This window comes from Pseudomonas sp. GW823-FHT02F05, from assembly GCF_058797315.1.
Window position 1 is genome coordinate 117,038 of record NZ_JBXAJM010000014.1, and the last position, 17,486, is coordinate 134,523.

A 17,486-nucleotide genomic window follows, 5' to 3' on the forward strand; every position below is an offset into this window, starting at 1 on the left:
TTCTCGTCAATCACGGGTAGGTACGGCGATCACTCCAACAGGCAGACGGCGTTACCGCACCAGTTTCAATTCGGGCCTGCCGACGAAGGCTTGCGCCGGCGTTACATTCGATTTCAGCAGCAGTGTCTGGAACCCGTCCTTGAACGGAACCCTGGCGAGGATCGCGATACTCAGCTCTTCGAGGTACAGCGAAAAGCCTTGGAGCATCTTCAATGGCAGACCGGCAAGTACGGCATATGCGATTTCGAGCAGTAACTGGTCGAGATAGATCACTAGGGTTCTTTCGCTGTACCGGTGCAGAATCGCTTCCAGTTCGATGGCAAATACATGGTAGAGAGTGTTGAGGCTCTGGCTACCGTAGCGACCAGCATAGGAATCGAACAACCAATCCATCTTGCGAGCCCCATAGACCTGCTGCGGATCGTAGAACTCCTGCTCGAAGACCAGGGTCTGGATCCCCAAGCTGCCAGCCAGCGACAGGACCGGGGCATAGCAGGTCGAGCACCCGGACAGAACTAGCAGGTCACCATGTGCGCACTGCAGCGTATGCAGGTGGTTTTGCAATAACTCCTCATCGAACTTCCTCGCACGGCGCATGAGAATCACGTTCATCTCATCGAACTCCTGAAGCCAGCCTCGCAGGCCGTCAATGCCTCGATATGCCGCGTACGGGTAGCGCCGACGATACAAGCGTCTACCTGCCGATGATGAAAGGCGTAGTGCAGCGCAGGCGCCAGCGGAATATCGCCGCCCGCCAGGCAATGCACGGCGTAGAGGCGGGATCGGGCCTTGATTTGGCGCAAGTAGCCGGCGTAGCTTGGGCATTGCATGTTCAGCAGGTTGACCGGCACCGCGGCGCCGGCGAACGATCGCTCTCTCAGCACCTGCAGGAAGCCGGCGCTGGGGTGGAACCCCAGGAGAATTCGCGAGGCAATCGCAATGGCCGCCTCCATCTGTTGCAGGATCGCTTCGAGCAGCGCGTATTGCTGTTGCGCAAGCAGAATGTCCAGCCAGTCGCCCCCTAGGGTCACTAGGCCCGGCTGGCAGTAGTGGATGATATCGAGGTCTTCGGCTATCTGTTGCGCATCGGCGGCGAAAGTATATCCAGGAGCCGTGTAGTAGTACTCCGGGTTGGCCTGGATCTGACGGACACTGACGCCCTGCCCCGTTGCCTGCTCGGTGACTCGCAGCAAAAACCGCGAATGATAGATATGCCGCGTTCGTGCGCCCCCAGCCAAGGCATTGCTGACAGCCTTGGCTGTGGACCAGTCGCCGCTGGCCAGGCCCAGTCCGGATTTGGCCAGAACCCTGCGCGCGATCTCCTCGACCTGTTGCGCCGAGTAAGGACTGCCGTAACGTTTAAGAAACCCCCGGTCGCCCAAGTACAGAATCGGCTCATCCATGAGTCTTTCCTCGCTCCGGGCAATCAACTACCAGCTCGCCGAGCTCTATGTCATTTTCCAGTCGGCAACGATGATCCACCAGCACCAGGGTGTTACCGCTACGCTCGGCGTAAAGGTGCAACGCTTGCACACGCTCGGCCAACTGCTCCGCGCGCAAAGCACTGAACGGCTCGTCCAGCAACAACAGATGATGGCGGTCCTCCGGCAACGCGCTCAGCCAAGTATCCAGCCAGCCGCTTGCCCCGGGTTCACCGCCGAGCAGCGCCAGGGAATTACTGCCCAGGTAATAGCAGGTTGATGTCATGGCCTTCACCATGCCCGCCTCTTCGATGATCACGTCGGTGATACCGGCCACGCCCTTGAGGTAATCGCTCTTGCCAGAACCGGAGTGCCCCGATAGCGAATACAACCGGCTCCGTTCCAGGCTCAGGGCACGATAGGCATGTTGAGCAATAAAGGGAGCAATGCTCAGGCTTTGCCCAGCAATCGCCACGACCACCGAGCTTTTGGGCCGGGCAAAATGCTGCAGACGCTCCACCGACACCGACTGCGACTTGAAACCTGTGACGGCCAAAAACACATTGGCCAGATCGGAACGCACCAGTAACAAAGCCGTGACCGCGAGCACAAAAGCCGAATCGCTGGGCCGGTAGAGCCAGCCCATCAGGACCACCAGAACAATCACTAGGTCGCTGAGCAAAGTGCAACTGGCTGCCGTGACGGTACGGGTGATAACACTGCGCATGCGAGTGGTGTAGAAATGCCTCACCCCCTCGACTATCGTCCCCCGCTGAGTGAGCGCTAGCCAATCTCCCATGCGTTCAAAACCCACGCCACCGGCCCGGGAAATAGAAAACGTCACATGGGCCGAGCGCAATAGGGAGTCAAATCCCTTAACGCTTTCCACCCGGGTCCGATATAGCTCGTTGATCGAAAGCCGGTACAACCCCGCCAGCAAGCCGCTGAACAGCAGCGCCACCGCGATGCCGAACAGGCCGAACCCCATCCACAAGGCCACGCCATTGCACAGCAATAGCGCGATAATCCAGGCAATGTCGTGGGCATACCAGGCAATACGTTCGAATGTCGTGGTGACGTCGCGAGAAACCACCTGCAGCGCATCGGCCAGGCCAGTGACCCGAATGTCTCGCAAGCCATCGGTGAACAAGCGGGAAAAGCGGCTGCGCAACAGATTCTCGATAAACAGCCCGGCAGCGATTCCTGCCCCTACCCCGACCACGGCATACAACACAACCTGCCAAGGCGAGAAGCCTGCCTCTGGTAGCGTCAGGTTGGCGGCATAACTCATCATCAGCGCCGGCACCATCAACATCAGCACACCCCAGCCACAATACTTGAACAGATCGCCGAGACTGAAGCGATCCAGTGCCCGGCAGTTAGCCGGCACCGTCGAAGCCGTCCGCTCACTAACCTGCACGGGTGAGCCTTTGCGCTGCGCTATCGCTCTTGCTGCCGATGGGCTGAAGCTTACCCAGGACAGGCACTCCAAGGCGTCTTTCACTGCCAGCGCGGCCGCAGCGTCCAACGCCGAGAGGTCGTGGTCGATATTCAGGGTTCCGTCCTGGGCACGGGCCAGAAACACCCCGCGCAGCAGTTGCAGGCGCAGGCGTTGTCCGGCAGAGAGATTGCTCCCGTCCAGCTCGATGGGCAGCTGCAGGACCTGCTGTGGGTTCGGCCCCAGCTCGGGTACCAGCCGGAAAGCGCCCAGCAACGCGTGCAGGTCCTCGCGCTGGCTCTCCAGCGGGCCAGGAATCAGTTCGACCAGCTTCGCAGGCCAGACCGGCCAGTCGGCATCGAACTCGATCACGCCCCGGGCCAGATCGGCGGCGGCGGGTCGCAGCACCGAATGCCTGGAGGAATTCTGATACAGACCATTGAGTGCTTCCAGAGAGCGGCCGATGGCCTTGTAACTCACATAGGATCGGGGCAGCGCTAGCACCGCCGCCAGCAACGGGATGCTCAGCCAGAAAATCGCCCCTTCCCAGACCGTGGCCGATTCCGAGGTGCCCAGCAGCCCCAGCAACACAAAGGGAATCAAGCGACCGAAACCGATGATGTAGCTGTCGGCACCACGCAACAGAGTATCCAGGTTGCGCAGGCAGCGTTCGCCCCCCAGTGTCCGCTCGATGCTCTGCAAGACCGTCCGGTCGGCGAACTGCTTGAGCCACGGGCCTTTACGCAACCATGCCGAACACCGTTCGATACGCTGCGCCGCCATATCCATGATCCGCTGGTAGTTGCGGTCTGAGAGCCAGGACAGCAGATAGGAAAGCGGCAGGAACACACCGATCACCGCAACCGCCCAGAAACCTGCCGTGCCAAAGACCAACAACGCCAGCAGGATTGAAAGCAGCAGGAAAACCGGAATAGCCAACAGGTTAACGCTAGCACCGATGCCATCGAGAATGACGCTGAAATCCCGCGAAACCACCCGCTCCAGCACCGACACATCTACACGGGGCTGCATCTTGCGCGCCAGAAGGCGCTCGAACTCGCGGCATAACGTCAGGGAGATGTAGCGTTCCAGATTGAGCTCGCTCACCATCAGCAAAAAACCGCTGATGGCCAAGAACGCCAGGAGCACGGTGTCCGTCAGTACAATATCGACGATGCCTTGGGCCGCCACCAGTGTGCTCAGCTTGTAGATGAACAACAGCGGCACGGCGTATTGCAACAACGACACCCATACATAAGCGCCGACCGCCCAGGGCGCAAGGCTGAAGGCCAAGCCGAAAAAGCCGTCGGCGAAAGCTCGCTCTTCGGAGCGAGCGAACGGCTGATAGCGTAATGTCGGCGTAAAACAGTACATCCACTTCACGACAGCGCCTCCTCGCAGTACACCCGACCAGGCTCCAGGGCCTGTACACGCAGCAGGCAGTCTTGGATTTTCTGCAGATCATAATAGTGGGCGGGAATCTTCCGGCACTCACAGTAACGGGCCACCCATTCCTCCAGACTCCACGAACTTACCGGCCCCACCCCCAGGAAGCGGCTCAAGGACAAGATGTCGAACCACACACTGCGCTGCAGGGAATGAGTCTCCAAGTCGAGGATGCGCACGCCATCCACGGTAACGAGCAGATGCTCCGACTTGCAGTCACCGACGCTGATGCATTGCAGGTCGAACGGCGGCAAACGGCAGCGCGACGACAGGCAGGGATCGAGAAACTCAGGGGTACTGCGGTGCCCCATGACCCGCTGGATATTCGCAAGGGCCGTGGCATGCATCGCCGCGTAGGCCGCGATCACTTCAGGCAGGTCGGCCGGACCGGGCAAACGCCCTTGAAGAGACTCCAGCACGAGTACCTGGTGCCGCGCATCCTGACAGCGCATGCCTGCGATCGGCCCCGAGCGGAACAGCAAGTATCCGCTGGCTTCGGCGGTATAGGCCGCCTCATCGAAATAACGTTTGATCACCACCTGCTCGCCCGAGGCCACGCACACGCCCGAGCAGACCAGGGACTTCACCGACTGGCCAAGTACCCGCAAAACCTGATAACGCTCGGCCAACAGCTCGGCAAGCGCCTGTCGCTGCTGCTGTACCTGAGCTGCGCCGAGGAGTTCGAGATGCACATGCTCAAAGGCTCTTTGCCGGCTCATGGCGCAGTCACCAGGGACAGCTCATAACTGCGCAAGGCACGTCCATAGTCCACTTGCTCGTTGTAATACTCGAGCCAGAACGCCAGTGGGCTGTCATAGCGATCGCAGACATACCACTGCGATGCCGACAGGTTGAGCAGCTCCCATATCTGCAACTCGCCGAGAACCAGCTTGCAGAAATCGCCATGGTCGACACGGATGCCGTAGGGATAACGCTTGATCGCCCCCTCGCCTTCGTCCGGCACCTCGATGAACTCGACCCTGGACACATCCAGCACCCACTGGTGACCGGCGCCGTCGTCCCGGATCAATTGCAGCACCGCACGGCACGAACTAACGGGGCGCCCCAGGTAGTTACTCTGAGCCATCAGGACCTGGCCGTAGCGAGTAATCAGCCAGGTCCTGGCCATTTCGTCGAGATGGGCCTTGATCCGCTGTGTATCAAGAGAGACCGTCTGGCGTCGCCCTTTCGGTGGGCAGGGCCCTATCTGTTCCTCGGATGCGCAGATCCAGCCAGCCGGTTCGCCAGGCCGAGCCGGCGCCACGTCAAAGCTTTCGCCGGGTGTCAGTGAGTGCACCGCTCGCAACAAAGACAGTTCGCTACAGATCTGCGCAAGTTCGAGGTTCGACCAGGGGTGATGCGTCTTGCCAAAGGGATCGCGATATCCATTGCCCGCGAGGAGCAGGGTCGGCACCTGGTTCAGTCGGCGCATCGGTCTGTGTACGATTTCGTCCAGCAGACGCAAGCCGGACAGCCGGGTGTAGCGTTGGTCCGGCACCGGCAACAGGTTGTCCAGGCCAATCGGCCCTTGCGTCCCGCTGCACTGGAAATTATTGGTCATAACCATGACCTGGGGCCAGGCAACGGCTCCATTATTGACATCGGCAAAGTAGACGTCGGCGATTCGGGTGTCGGACTGGATGAACACCGCCTCGCGGCCCTGATGCTCGACATGCAGCGACGCTACCCGGCTGTCCCAGAACAGTACCTCGGTGAAGGGCATGTAGAAGCGCAGCCTCAGCGAGCCGATAACGAACTCTGCCTGAGTATCGACCCGCCGCACCTCGTAACCGCATGCACGGACAATCGCCTCGGCCGCGCCGGGAAACAGTTCCGGGACATAGACCACTTTGCGCTTGAGCAAATGCCCACAGTCCGACGACAGACGGCGCAAGGAGGGCGGGTGAAAGTGCTGCAGGTGCTCGGTGGTCAATACAATGCCATCCACCGCCGGCATACGCTGCAGATCGACGTTGCGCGCCGGGATTATCGCAAACTGCCGGTCAGCATCGGAACCGAAGCCACCACCCAGCACCGGGTCAATCAACACATGGCAATCACCAGCCTGCAGTGACCAGCTTTCGTGGCCGATCATCGTCAGTTGCATGGGCACACCTCAAGATTGCGCATGCTGCGCCAGATGATTTTCGCCAAGAGCTCAGGGCTGCCGTTCTCGCCGTAATAGCTGTAGAAGAACGGGATCAGGCCATCGAAGATGCCGGTCTCAAACCAGGACTGGACCGAAACGCCGACGATGTCCCAGACCTGCAGGTCCCCTTCGACCATGCCGATGAAGTCCACCAAGGGCAGGCATACTCCAAAGGGATACAGCCCCACCAGCGATTCGAGCTGGTTATGCGCCTCAGCCTCGAACTGGCCGCTGATCAGATTCAGTGCATAGCTGTCCTGACGCCCCAAGGCATGGGCGACAAAACTAAAAACGATTCTTTTCGGCCCGAGCTTGCACCCGTTGTAGTGAGACATCGCCAACACCTTGCGTCCGGTGATAAACAACATCAGGCTTTTCGCCAGGCGTTGCAGCTCGGCTTGCGCACGTCGCAGCAACTCTTCATACGCCTCGGCGTCCTGCACGTCCGGGCGTACCGATGCGACCACCTCGACGGTCTTGCGGGCATCGATGAACTGGTCCAGCTCCTCCATTAGCAAGTTGTGCTGCACCTTATCCACCTGAACCCAGTCGATAACCGCCTGCGGCCTGGGATCAGTGTCCAGGGCAAAGGCTTCGCCTGGCAGCAGGCCGACAATATTGGTGTCCAGGCTGAGCTGATTGGCCAAGCGGCTCAATGTCGGCTGATCGGAAAACGGGAAAGCGGCGAAACCGCCCAGGCGCTTGATGAACCCACCACCGCAAAGGGCGATGTTCTCGGGTTGCACCGGAAAATCGTCCATGTAGCCGGTCAGCACGGCGCTGAGCACACCAATCCCCAACGGACCGACTTTACGGTTGCTGTCACTTGCGTTCTTGCCCCAGTTTTCCAGGGACTGAAAGGCTCCTGGAGGCGATACCCTAGAGTTGTTCGAGACGATCACCAGCTTGGGCGGTACCAGTCGTCCTGCGACGATATCGGTCTTGAACACTTCGGACACCAGGGCATCCACAGCAATGAAGATGCCACCGCTCGACTGCTCGGCCTCCTCGATATGCACCTGGGTGACCCGGCTTTCCCAGAAGGCGGTCTTCGGATCCGCCGGGTAGAAGCGTAGGCTCAAGTCGCCGACCCGCATTTGATCGGTGTCGTTGACTTGCGTAAGGGTAAATCCGAGGTCACGGATGCATTGTTTGACCGGTTCAACAATGGTCGCCCCCACCACAAACTGGGCGGAACGTGGTAACAGATTCAGCGACTTGATATCGAAATGATCGGAATGTTCGTGACTGAGGAAAATCAGGTCTATATCGGAAAGTGCGGCGGCATCGACGGTACGCGGCGGATAGATCTCGATCCGGTGCTCGTCGACCAGCCCGAAGTCTTCACATAACAGCGGGTCAATCAGGATCCTTGTACTTCCATGTTCCACTAGCCACGTTTGATGGCCGATAAAGATCGCCCTCATGTCCACCTCCCTGATCGACAACTGAATACTCAGTACCCAAAAAATGAAAAAGCAAGAAAGGACTTTCTTGCTTTTTCGGGGTCAGTTCAACGGTGGTACGCGCAGCTCGCAGCCTTGGTTTCGGAAACACGGGTCTTGGACTTCTTGATGGCATCGCTCAAGACCTGCAACTCTTCCTTGCTGAAGAATACTTTCTCGACGTCTTGATGATTGGGTGCGGTCGCACCTTCCTGGATCTTCTGGTTCATGGCTTGCTCCTTGTCTAAGTGTTTGCAGGTATGCCAAAAGGGTAATGGCACTTGCAAAAGCCGAGTCGCGGATAGGCAGCGACATGCCAACACTAGAACCCCGGTAGGGTGCACGCAATGGAAAATGGCCGGCAACAGCATCTTTGGGAAACGTCCGACAAGAAGGCGAGAACTCTAGTTTTTCGGCGCAAATACACATCGCAAAGCTTGTCTGAGTGCGTGAACAGAAGCAGAAGGGCTCTTGCATCAATGGGCGTCTTCGAGTTGAGCGAATTCAAACGCAAAAAAGGGCCGCGGCGCCATTGGCGTCGCGCCCCTTTTTTGTGCCTTCAGCACAAGCCCTGGCGTGCGGCCTCATTCTTTGCCTGTACACGGTTGGTGACATCCAACTTGCCGTAGATGTTGCGCAGATGAAATTTAACCGTGGCTTCAGAGGTGGCGCGAATCTGGCTGATTTCCCAGACGGTCTTGCCCTCGGAGGCCCATCGCAGGATTTCCAGCTCGGTGGAAGTCAGGGGCTTGCCGGACAAGCTCATGCGCTTTCTGATAGCCGTCGGCACGATAACCAACGGGCGATACGTCTCCTCGGGGCCACTCATTGTTCTCTCCTTATATCTGCTGATGCGCTGCCATCTTTCGGATTCCTCCCATTGACAGATGGCATAAACATTGACGCCGAACAGAGAGTTACATAAAGAGTGGAATCAAAGCGCACAGCACCGAACAAACAGCGTTGCCCTACAAATAATTAAGTTTCTTCCCACAGCAACTTCCAACTTGCCAGGGTTGAACATTCAGTTATCTATGCTTAGTCATCCAGCCCTGGAAAGCGGGTGGCAATCGCATCACCGGTCAAAGAGGGCACAACGCCTTGGGCCGTGTTGAACAAACGCAGTGTCACACAGTGCGGGTTTTCGCCGATGTCGAACCAGTGCGGTACACCGGCCGGGATGATCAGCAAGTCATTCTTCTCACAGCGCAAGCTGTACACATAGTCGCCTATGTGCAGCGTAAACAGCCCCTGGCCTGCGATGAAGAAACGCACTTCATCTTCACTGTAGGTACGTTCATCCAGGAACTGTGCGCGCAACTCGTCTTTCTGTGGATGGTCGTGGGTCACGCTGACCACTTCAACAGCGGCGTAGCCCAGAGCATCGATCTGCGCCTGGTACGCGGCGATCATCTGCGCCGCACTGGCGCCCTTTTCGATTGGGCTGGGCTGCCAGCGTTCGAACCGCACACCGTGCTCGGCCAGGGTCGACTGGATGTCGTCGGCATGGGTCAACACTTTGTTCGGGGTGTCCGGGGTGGCGATGGAGTAGACGGCTACATAGCTCATTGCACGGTTCCTTGGTTCGGCTCTTGCAATCGAAGGCCAATGATAATGGCGGCGGCCAGCGCCGCGAGGCTGGCGATACTGAACGTGAAGGTTGGCCCCAGCAGATTCCAGCTGTAACCGGAATACAGGGCGCCGAGCGCGCCGCCGGTGCCGGCCAGCGCGGCATATAGGGCCTGGCCCTGGCCTTGCTGGCGGTCACCGAAGCTGCGTTGCACAAAGGCAATCGCCGCCGCGTGGAAGCTGCCGAACGTGGCGGCGTGCATCAACTGCGCCACCAGCAGCAGCCAGAAAACCTCGGCAAATGAACCCAGCAGCCACCAGCGCAGCGCCGCCAGCAAGAAGCTGGCGAGCAGCACCCGGCGCACCGAAAAGCGCGCAAGAATACGGCTCATGGCCAGGAACATCAGCACTTCCGCCACCACCCCAAGCGCCCACAGCAGGCCGATCACGCCACGGCTGTAGCCCAAATGCTCCAGGTGCAGGGTGAGGAAGGTGTAATACGGGCCATGGCTCATTTGCATCAGCGCCACGCAGGCATAAAACGCCAGCACGCCTGGGCTGCCCAATTGCTTGAGAAAGCCATCGCCGGCCAGGCGGTTGCCGTGGCTGGCCGGCTGCGCGTTCGGTACCCACAGGCTGGCGCCGATGATGCCGGCCATGATTACCACGACCACCACCGGGTAAATATCCAGGCTCAGCCAATCGAACAGGCGCCCCATAACCACCACGGTGAGGATAAAACCAATGGAGCCCCACAGACGGATCTGGCTGTAGCGCGAGGTTTGCTTGTGCAGGTGGGCCAGGGTGATGACTTCAAACTGCGGCAGCACCGCGTGCCAGAAGAACGCGTGCAGGGCCATCACCAGCGCCAGCCAGGCGTAGGTTTTGCTGACAAAAATCAGGCAGAAGCTGGCCAGGGTGCACACCGCGCCGAAGCGCACAATGGCCAGGCGCCGGCCGGTGTAGTCGCCGATCCAGCCCCACAGGTTGGGGGCCACGCAGCGCATCAGCATGGGAATGGCCACCAGCTCGCCGATGCGCGCGCTGGAGAAACCGAGGTGATCGAAGTACAGCGCCAGGAACGGCGCGGTCGCCCCCAGCAGGGCGAAATAGAAGAGGTAGAAGCTGGAGAGGCGCCAGTATGGGAGCGGTGGGAGCATGTTATTGGGGCTGCTGCGCAGCCCAGCGCGAGCAAGCTCGCTGGCCACAACAAGCTCGCTCATTGCCCCAGGCGATCACAGTTGGCCCAGTATCGGGGTACTCACGCGCACATCGGCATTTTGCCCGCGGTTGCGCAGCAGATGGTCCATCAACACGATGGCCATCATGGCTTCGGCAATCGGTGTGGCACGGATGCCGACGCACGGGTCGTGGCGGCCCTTGGTGATCACGTCCACCGGGTTGCCGTGCACATCGATCGAACGGCCAGGCGTGGTAATGCTCGACGTGGCCTTGAGCGCCAGGTGCGCCACGATCGGCTGGCCGGAAGAAATACCGCCGAGGATGCCGCCCGCGTTGTTGCTGAGGAAACCTTCAGGGGTCATCTCATCGCGATGCTCGGTACCGCGCTGGGATACGCAGGCGAAGCCGGCGCCGATTTCCACGCCTTTCACCGCGTTGATGCTCATCAACGCATGGGCCAGTTCGGCGTCGAGGCGATCAAAGATCGGCTCACCCAGGCCCGGTTTCACGCCTTCGGCCACCACGGTGATCTTCGCGCCGACCGAGTCCTGGTCGCGGCGCAACTGGTCCATGTAGGCCTCCAGTTCCGGCACCTTGTCCGGGTCGGGGCAGAAGAAGGCGTTGTCTTCGACGCTGTCCCAAGTCTTGAACGGGATTTCAATCGGGCCCAACTGGCTCATGTAGCCACGGATGACGATGCCCTGGGTGGCCAGGTATTTCTTGGCGATGGCGCCAGCGGCCACGCGCATGGCGGTTTCACGCGCCGAGCTGCGGCCACCGCCACGGTAGTCGCGTTCGCCGTATTTGTGGTGGTAGGTGTAGTCGGCATGGGCCGGGCGGAACAGGTCCTTGATCGCCGAGTAGTCCTTGGACTTCTGGTCGGTGTTACGAATCAACAGGCCAATGGCGCAGCCCGTGGTGCGACCTTCGAACACTCCGGAGAGGATTTCGACTTCGTCCGGTTCCTGGCGCTGGGTGGTGTGGCGGCTGGTGCCGGGCTTGCGGCGGTCGAGGTCGCGCTGCAGGTCGTCCAGGCTCAGCTCCAGGCCTGGCGGGCAGCCGTCGACAATGGCGACCAACGCCGGGCCATGGCTTTCGCCCGCGGTGGTGACAGTGAACAGCTTGCCGAAGGTATTGCCGGACATGCAGGGCGCTCCGTGAAATCAGTTGAATCAAGTCAACCGTAATAACTTAAGACGGCCAGTATACGCAGGCTAACCGACTAGTTCATCCTCGAAACCTTACCGGTAGACGTTGGTCCAACCGGCACCTCTCCAATGATGGCGCTATGATGCTGCGAGTTCTGCTGTTCACCCTCACCCTGTTCACCGCCGTGGCCCAGGCCGCCTCCCCTGTTGTCTTGCAACGCCCGATCAGCCTGGACACCGGCAGCGGCCAACTCTTTGGCTCCCTGCTGTTGCCGCAATCGGATAAACCGGTGCCGGTGGTGCTGATCATCGCCGGCTCCGGCCCCACCGACCGTAACGGCAACAGCTCCGACGGCGCGCGCAATGACAGCCTCAAGCGCCTGGCCTGGGTACTGGCCCGGCATAACATCGCCAGCGTGCGCTACGACAAGCGCGGCGTGGCCGCAAGCCTGGCGGCCACGCCGGATGAACGCAACCTGACCCTGGAGGCTTATGTGGCCGACGCCGTGGCCTGGGGCAAGTTGCTCAAGGCCGACAAGCGCATGGGCCCGCTGATTGTGCTGGGCCACAGCGAGGGCGCGCTGGTCGCCGCCCTCGCCGCGCCGCAACTTGAACCGGCCGGGGTCATTTCCTTGTCTGGCAGCGCCCGCCCGGTGGACCAGGTTATCCGTCAGCAACTGGCCGATCACTTGCCCCCTGCCCTGCTGCTGCGCAGCAATGAAATACTCGATCACCTCAAGGCCGGCCAGGTGGACGCCGACGTGCCGCGCCCATTGGAGGGTATTTTCCGACCCAGCGTGCAGCCGTATCTGATCAGCCTGTTCCGCGCCGATCCGTCGGCCGCCTTTGCGCGCCTGGACATGCCGGCGCTAATCATTCAGGGCACCAACGATATCCAGGTTGGCGTAGGCGACGCCCGGCAACTGAAGCAGGCCAAGCCCGACGCGCAGTTGACGGTGATCGAAGGCATGAACCACGTGATGCGCATCGTGCCCAATAACGTGAAGCAGCAACTGGCCTCCTACAATGACCCGAAACTGCCGCTGGCTGCGGAGCTGGGCCAACGTATCGTCAGCTTTATCGAAGGACTTCAACCCCGTTAAGCGGCAATTGGCCTCCAGTTCTGGGAAAAACGGCCGATAAGTCCAGAGTCGACAGTAAAAAGATTGTCGGCTCGCAGGGCTTGGACAGGATCGCGCCGCATGACAACCACCGAAACAACACCCGAATCTACCGCCGAGACTACGGCCGCAACCGAAGCTGGCGCCGCAGCGGCCCTGCCGTGGGCCGACGTTCACGCCGAACATTTCAAGATGCTGCGCCTGGCCCCGCTGGCCACCGACCGCGCGACCGGCGCACGGCCGTTGCGCTTTGTGCAGTTCGGCTATGCCGAGCGCCATGATAAACACCACAGCCTGTTGCGCATGGTCATCCAGTTACCGGGCCAGCGAGTACGGCGCGAGCAGAACCACCTGGATATCTGGGTCGATCACGATAAACACCGCGTGCATTTCGGGCCCGGCAACAGCCTGGAAATCGAGCCGGCCAACCGCGGTATCGGGCGCTTCCTGGTGGCCCAAGGCGCCGCCTGGGCGAAGAAGAAGTGGTCACACTACCGCGTCGACGGCGTGGATCTGGCCAACAAGGACGCCCTCAACGAAGCCACGCGCCTGCGCCGCGATCACTTCCTGCGTATCCAGGGTTTCGATGTGGCCTACGCCGATGTGCAGCACCTCAAGGGCAATGTGCAACCCGGCAAGGTCAGCGACGTGCTGGACAGTTGGAACACCGAGAAAGTGCAGTTCGTGGAGATCCTGGAAGCCGCGCAGATGCTGCAACAGGCAGAGCAGAACCTGGCGGAGCAGGAAGTGAAGCTGCGCAAGGAAGAGGAAAAAGTCACCAAGTTCAAGCGTGAAGACAGCGGGCTGCGCTTCACCATCACCTGTCTGGTGGCGTTTACGGTGTTTCAGGCGGGGTTGTTGATCTGGATTGCCACACACCGCTGATAGATTGAAATGCAATCAAAATGTGGGAGCTGGCTTGCCTGCGATAGCGATGTATCAGTAGCACAAGTGCAAGCTGACCCACCGCTATCGCAGGCAAGCCAGCTCCCACATTGACCGAGTTTCTGCAGTTATATCCGGGCAGCGAAAACGGCCTGGTGTTGGCGGCACTGCTCAGCCGTCAACATAAACACCCCATGCCCACCGCGCTTGAAGTCCAGCCAGGCGAAATCCACTTCCGGGTACAGCGCCTCGACATGCACCTGGCTGTTGCCCACTTCGACAATCAGCAGGCCCTTCTCGGTCAGGTGGTCCGCAGCTTCAGCCAGCATCCGGCGTACCAGGTTCAGGCCGTCGTCGCCGCAGGCCAGGCCCAGTTCCGGTTCGTGCTGGTATTCATCGGGCATGTCGGCGAAATCTTCGGCATCCACGTAGGGCGGGTTCGACACGATGAGGTCGAAACGCTGGCCGGGTAGCCCGTCAAAACCATCGCCCTGCACGGTGTAGACCCGCTCGTCGACGCCATGGCGCTCAATGTTCTGGTTCGCCACTTCCAGGGCTTCGAAGGACAAGTCTCCCAGCACCACTTCGGCCTCGGGGAATTCATAGGCACAGGCGATGCCGATGCAACCGGAGCCGGTGCACAGGTCGAGGATGCGTGCCGGCGGCTGGGCCAGCCAGGGTTCGAAGCGGTCTTCAATCAGCTCGCCTATGGGTGAACGCGGGATCAATACGCGCTCATCGACGATAAACGACATGCCGCAAAACCAGGCCTCCTTCAACAGGTAGGCCGTTGGCACTCGCTCATGGATACGGCGATGCAGCAAGCGCTGCACGTGGGAGATTTCCTCTTCTTCCAGGTTGCAATCCAAATAGCTGTCGGCGATTTCCCACGGCAGGTGCAAGGCGCCCAGTACCAATTGCCGGGCTTCGTCCCAGGCATTGTCGGTGCCATGGCCAAAAAACAGGTCTTCCCCATGGAAACGGCTGACAGCCCAACGGATATGGTCGCGCAAGGTGCGCAGGCGGGAAGTGATCACGGGGCAAGCTCCTGGAAAAAACGACTGGCGATTCTAACAGCCTTCACCTGTACCGACGATGTACGAAAAACCTGGCGCCGTACGTCGGATTTCATCGAATCTGCCCGCATTGTGTTAAACAGGCCTGCCTCTTGACATGGCTGCACGCCAGCAACGGCGTACCTTACGATAGTAGCGATTCACAGAAGCGCTCAGCCAGTGGACAATGTCGCAAAAGCCCCACTCACAGGAGCCCCAGAATGTCCGTTCCAAAGACGATGTTTCAACTCAGCGGTCGCGGTTACGCAGCAGCCAACCTCAATCATGCGACCCTGGTGATCATCGACGCCCAGAAAGAATACCTCAGCGGCCCGCTCGCCCTCTCGGGCATGGACGCGGCGGTAGAGAACATCAAGCAGCTTGTGACCGCAGCGCGCAGTGCCGGGCGCCCGATTGTGCATGTGCGGCACCTGGGCACCGTGGGCGGCCTGTTTGACCCCCAGGGCGAGCGCGGCGAATTCATTCCGGGCCTTGAGCCTGAGGGTGACGAAACCATCATCGGCAAACTGCTGCCCAGCGCCTTCCATGGCACCGGCCTGGAAAAACACCTGCAAGACCTCGGCTCCCTGGACCTGATCGTCTGCGGTTTCATGAGCCACTCCAGCGTCAGCACCACCGTGCGCGCGGCCAAGAACCTGGGCTTTCGCTGCACCCTGGTGGAAGACGCCTGCGCCACCCGCGACCTGCCCTACAAGGGCGGTATCCTGAGCGCCGAGCATGTGCAGCAAACCGAAATGGCCATCATGGCAGACAACTTCGCCACCCTGGCGCTGGCCAAAGACTTGATCTGATGCTGCTGGCGGTGAGCGGCGTGTTTATTGCTCCGCTCATCCGCAAAGCCCTCTCATTTGGCGCATTTACCTCTCCCCCCGGAACAACCTGTGTATCTTCCGGTCGAAGGGCCGATACCCTGGAGGAAAGGTCGGAATGAAGATATCCGATGGTTTTGATGCTCGTCGCTTGCGCCCCAAGGGCCCGAGCAATTGGCGTCTGCGCCTGGTAGCGTGCATTGCCGCGTTGCTGGCGCTAGTAGGCTTGTTGTTGGCGGGCGCTGGTGGCGCCGGTCTGTTTGGGCATTCGCCCGCCCTGGGCGAACTGAATGCCAGCCCGGGCGGCTCGGCACTCCTACTGGGGATCGGCTTGCTGGTGCTGTGGTTGGGCGTGTGGTTGTGGCGTCGCAGCCGCCGGAAAATGCGCCAGCCGCTGTCGTTGAATATCGCCTCTCACCTGATGAAAAAGCACGACTGATGGCGCTTGGATAGCGTTTCCTGCGCCCTGGCCGCCGCGATTTAGGTAAACTGCCCGCCCTTCGCGGAGGCTGACATGCAAGACGACGATTTTTCCCTGTTCAAAAACGAGCTGCGCGGCGTCAAGCCGATCAAGCACGACCGCGCCGACACCGGCAAACCCAAGACTGACCGCGCGCAGATCGCCAAGCTGCGCCAGGCCGCGACCGTGCGCACCGATGCCACTACCGTGGACGGCCTGTCGGACCAGTTCGTGATCGACGTCGGCCCCGAAGATGAACTGATGTGGGCCCGCGACGGCGTGCAGGAAAGCCAGATGCGCAAGCTCAAGGCCGGCCAGATCCCGTTCGAAGGCAGCCTCGACCTGCACGGCATGACCGTGGAAAAAGCCCGGGAAACCCTCTGGGCCTTCCTGGCCGAAGCGACCAAATTCGAAATCCGCTGCGTGCGCGTCACCCATGGCAAGGCTGTGCGGTTGGACGGCAAGCGCCCGATGATCAAGAGTCACGTCAATACCTGGCTGCGCCAGCATGCCCAGGTGCTCGGCTTTACCTCCTGCCAGGCTCGTCACGGCGGTGCCGGCGCGGTGTATGTGATGCTCAAGCGCACCATGATGGAAGGGCGCGACGAGTAACAAGTGCCATCGTCAGGCTTGCAGCGATGTGTCCGCCACCGTAACCTTGCGCTTTGCGAAAATCCCACAGGTAGTTTCATGTCCCTGGAACAGAATTACACCGCGATCCTCGGCCAACTCGGCGAGGACGTGTCCCGCGAGGGCCTGCTCGACACGCCAAAGCGTGCCGCCAAGGCAATGCAGTACCTCTGCCGCGGTTATGAACAGACACTCGAGGAAGTCACCAACGGTGCCTTGTTCAGCTCTGACAACAGCGAAATGGTGCTGGTCAAGGACATCGAGCTGTACTCGTTGTGCGAGCACCACCTGCTGCCGTTTATCGGCAAGGCCCATGTGGCGTATATCCCGAGCGGCAAAGTGCTGGGCCTGTCGAAGGTCGCACGCATTGTCGACATGTATGCGCGCCGCCTGCAGATCCAGGAAAACCTCAGCCGCCAGATCGCCGACGCCGTATTGGAAGTGACAGGCGCCCTGGGCGTGGCCGTGGTGATCGAGGCCAAGCACATGTGCATGATGATGCGCGGTGTGGAGAAGCAGAATTCGTCGATGATCACCTCGGTGATGCTGGGTGAGTTCCGCGAGAACGCGGCCACCCGCAGCGAATTTCTCAGCCTGATCAAGTAACCGGCTGGGCAGGAAGGAACCGGCGTTCATCGCCGGTTTTTTTTCGCCTGCAGAAATCAGGTAAGCTGCGCCCCCTCAGTCATGGGCAAGAGGTTTCAGCC

General features: G+C 60.2%; 18 protein-coding genes. 6 read left to right on the forward strand and 12 right to left on the reverse strand.

The annotated features are described in order from the left end of the window. Positions 1–51: 51 nt before the first annotated feature. The 11 genes from AC1RAC_RS17945 to aroC form a co-directional block, all read right to left on the reverse strand. Positions 52–612 (reverse strand): hypothetical protein, encoded by a 561-nt coding sequence (locus tag AC1RAC_RS17945; RefSeq protein ID WP_054920470.1) that lies wholly within the window; start codon positions 610–612, stop codon positions 52–54. After that, positions 609–1,403 carry a hypothetical protein gene (locus AC1RAC_RS17950; protein ID WP_054920468.1) on the reverse strand — a complete coding sequence of 265 codons (795 nt, stop codon included), beginning with the start codon at positions 1,401–1,403 and terminating at the stop codon, positions 609–611. Before AC1RAC_RS17950 ends, AC1RAC_RS17945 begins: the two co-directional genes overlap by 4 nt. Continuing rightward, positions 1,396–4,242, reverse strand: coding sequence for an ATP-binding cassette domain-containing protein (locus AC1RAC_RS17955; RefSeq protein WP_492616859.1), 2,847 nt, complete (start codon positions 4,240–4,242; stop codon positions 1,396–1,398). The genes AC1RAC_RS17950 and AC1RAC_RS17955 overlap by 8 nt, the downstream gene beginning before the upstream one ends. Further along, positions 4,239–5,024: a hypothetical protein gene (locus AC1RAC_RS17960; RefSeq protein ID WP_054920461.1), complete on the reverse strand. Its 786-nt coding sequence runs from the start codon at positions 5,022–5,024 to the stop codon at positions 4,239–4,241. Before AC1RAC_RS17960 ends, AC1RAC_RS17955 begins: the two co-directional genes overlap by 4 nt. Further along, complete coding sequence (locus AC1RAC_RS17965; protein WP_089041970.1) at positions 5,021–6,412, reverse strand: MBL fold metallo-hydrolase; 1,392 nt, start codon at positions 6,410–6,412, stop codon at positions 5,021–5,023. Before AC1RAC_RS17965 ends, AC1RAC_RS17960 begins: the two co-directional genes overlap by 4 nt. Continuing rightward, positions 6,403–7,881, reverse strand: coding sequence for an MBL fold metallo-hydrolase (locus AC1RAC_RS17970; RefSeq protein WP_054920457.1), 1,479 nt, complete (start codon positions 7,879–7,881; stop codon positions 6,403–6,405). Before AC1RAC_RS17970 ends, AC1RAC_RS17965 begins: the two co-directional genes overlap by 10 nt. A gap of 86 nt (positions 7,882–7,967) precedes the next feature. Further along, positions 7,968–8,129, reverse strand: coding sequence for a hypothetical protein (locus AC1RAC_RS17975; protein ID WP_156359065.1), 162 nt, complete (start codon positions 8,127–8,129; stop codon positions 7,968–7,970). 329 nt (positions 8,130–8,458) lie between these two features. After that, positions 8,459–8,728: a response regulator transcription factor gene (locus AC1RAC_RS17980; protein ID WP_054896323.1), complete on the reverse strand. Its 270-nt coding sequence runs from the start codon at positions 8,726–8,728 to the stop codon at positions 8,459–8,461. A gap of 209 nt (positions 8,729–8,937) precedes the next feature. Then, positions 8,938–9,468 carry a 1,2-dihydroxy-3-keto-5-methylthiopentene dioxygenase gene (locus AC1RAC_RS17985; RefSeq protein WP_492616860.1) on the reverse strand — a complete coding sequence of 177 codons (531 nt, stop codon included), beginning with the start codon at positions 9,466–9,468 and terminating at the stop codon, positions 8,938–8,940. After that, on the reverse strand, positions 9,465–10,628 hold the full coding sequence (locus AC1RAC_RS17990) for an MFS transporter (RefSeq protein WP_054896363.1): 1,164 nt from the start codon (positions 10,626–10,628) through the stop codon (positions 9,465–9,467). The genes AC1RAC_RS17985 and AC1RAC_RS17990 overlap by 4 nt, the downstream gene beginning before the upstream one ends. Positions 10,629–10,703: 75 nt before the next feature. Continuing rightward, positions 10,704–11,795 (reverse strand): chorismate synthase, encoded by a 1,092-nt coding sequence (gene aroC, locus AC1RAC_RS17995; protein ID WP_003192786.1) that lies wholly within the window; start codon positions 11,793–11,795, stop codon positions 10,704–10,706. Positions 11,796–11,938: 143 nt separating this feature from the next. On the opposite strand from aroC, the gene AC1RAC_RS18000 reads away from it, so the two are divergent. Next, positions 11,939–12,901, forward strand: coding sequence for an alpha/beta hydrolase (locus tag AC1RAC_RS18000; protein ID WP_089041968.1), 963 nt, complete (start codon positions 11,939–11,941; stop codon positions 12,899–12,901). Positions 12,902–13,000: 99 nt separating this feature from the next. Continuing rightward, entirely contained in the window at positions 13,001–13,804 is an 804-nt protein-coding gene (locus tag AC1RAC_RS18005) for a hypothetical protein (protein ID WP_034126144.1), read from the forward strand. Positions 13,805–13,932: 128 nt separating this feature from the next. On the opposite strand, the gene prmB is transcribed toward AC1RAC_RS18005, so the two are convergent. Further along, a complete protein-coding gene (gene prmB, locus AC1RAC_RS18010; RefSeq protein ID WP_034126143.1) occupies positions 13,933–14,841 on the reverse strand; it encodes a 50S ribosomal protein L3 N(5)-glutamine methyltransferase in 909 nt (302 codons plus the stop codon). 239 nt (positions 14,842–15,080) lie between these two features. Between prmB and AC1RAC_RS18015 the strand changes: the two genes are divergently transcribed. The 4 genes from AC1RAC_RS18015 (at position 15,081) to folE (ending at position 17,385) form a co-directional block, all read left to right on the forward strand. Beyond that, positions 15,081–15,671, forward strand: coding sequence for a cysteine hydrolase family protein (locus AC1RAC_RS18015; protein WP_014719280.1), 591 nt, complete (start codon positions 15,081–15,083; stop codon positions 15,669–15,671). A gap of 136 nt (positions 15,672–15,807) precedes the next feature. Then, positions 15,808–16,128 (forward strand): hypothetical protein, encoded by a 321-nt coding sequence (locus AC1RAC_RS18020; protein ID WP_054896326.1) that lies wholly within the window; start codon positions 15,808–15,810, stop codon positions 16,126–16,128. A gap of 75 nt (positions 16,129–16,203) precedes the next feature. Next, positions 16,204–16,761, forward strand: coding sequence for a Smr/MutS family protein (locus tag AC1RAC_RS18025; protein ID WP_003192796.1), 558 nt, complete (start codon positions 16,204–16,206; stop codon positions 16,759–16,761). A gap of 78 nt (positions 16,762–16,839) precedes the next feature. Then, positions 16,840–17,385 carry a GTP cyclohydrolase I FolE gene (gene folE, locus AC1RAC_RS18030; RefSeq protein ID WP_014719282.1) on the forward strand — a complete coding sequence of 182 codons (546 nt, stop codon included), beginning with the start codon at positions 16,840–16,842 and terminating at the stop codon, positions 17,383–17,385. Positions 17,386–17,486 lie beyond the last annotated feature (101 nt).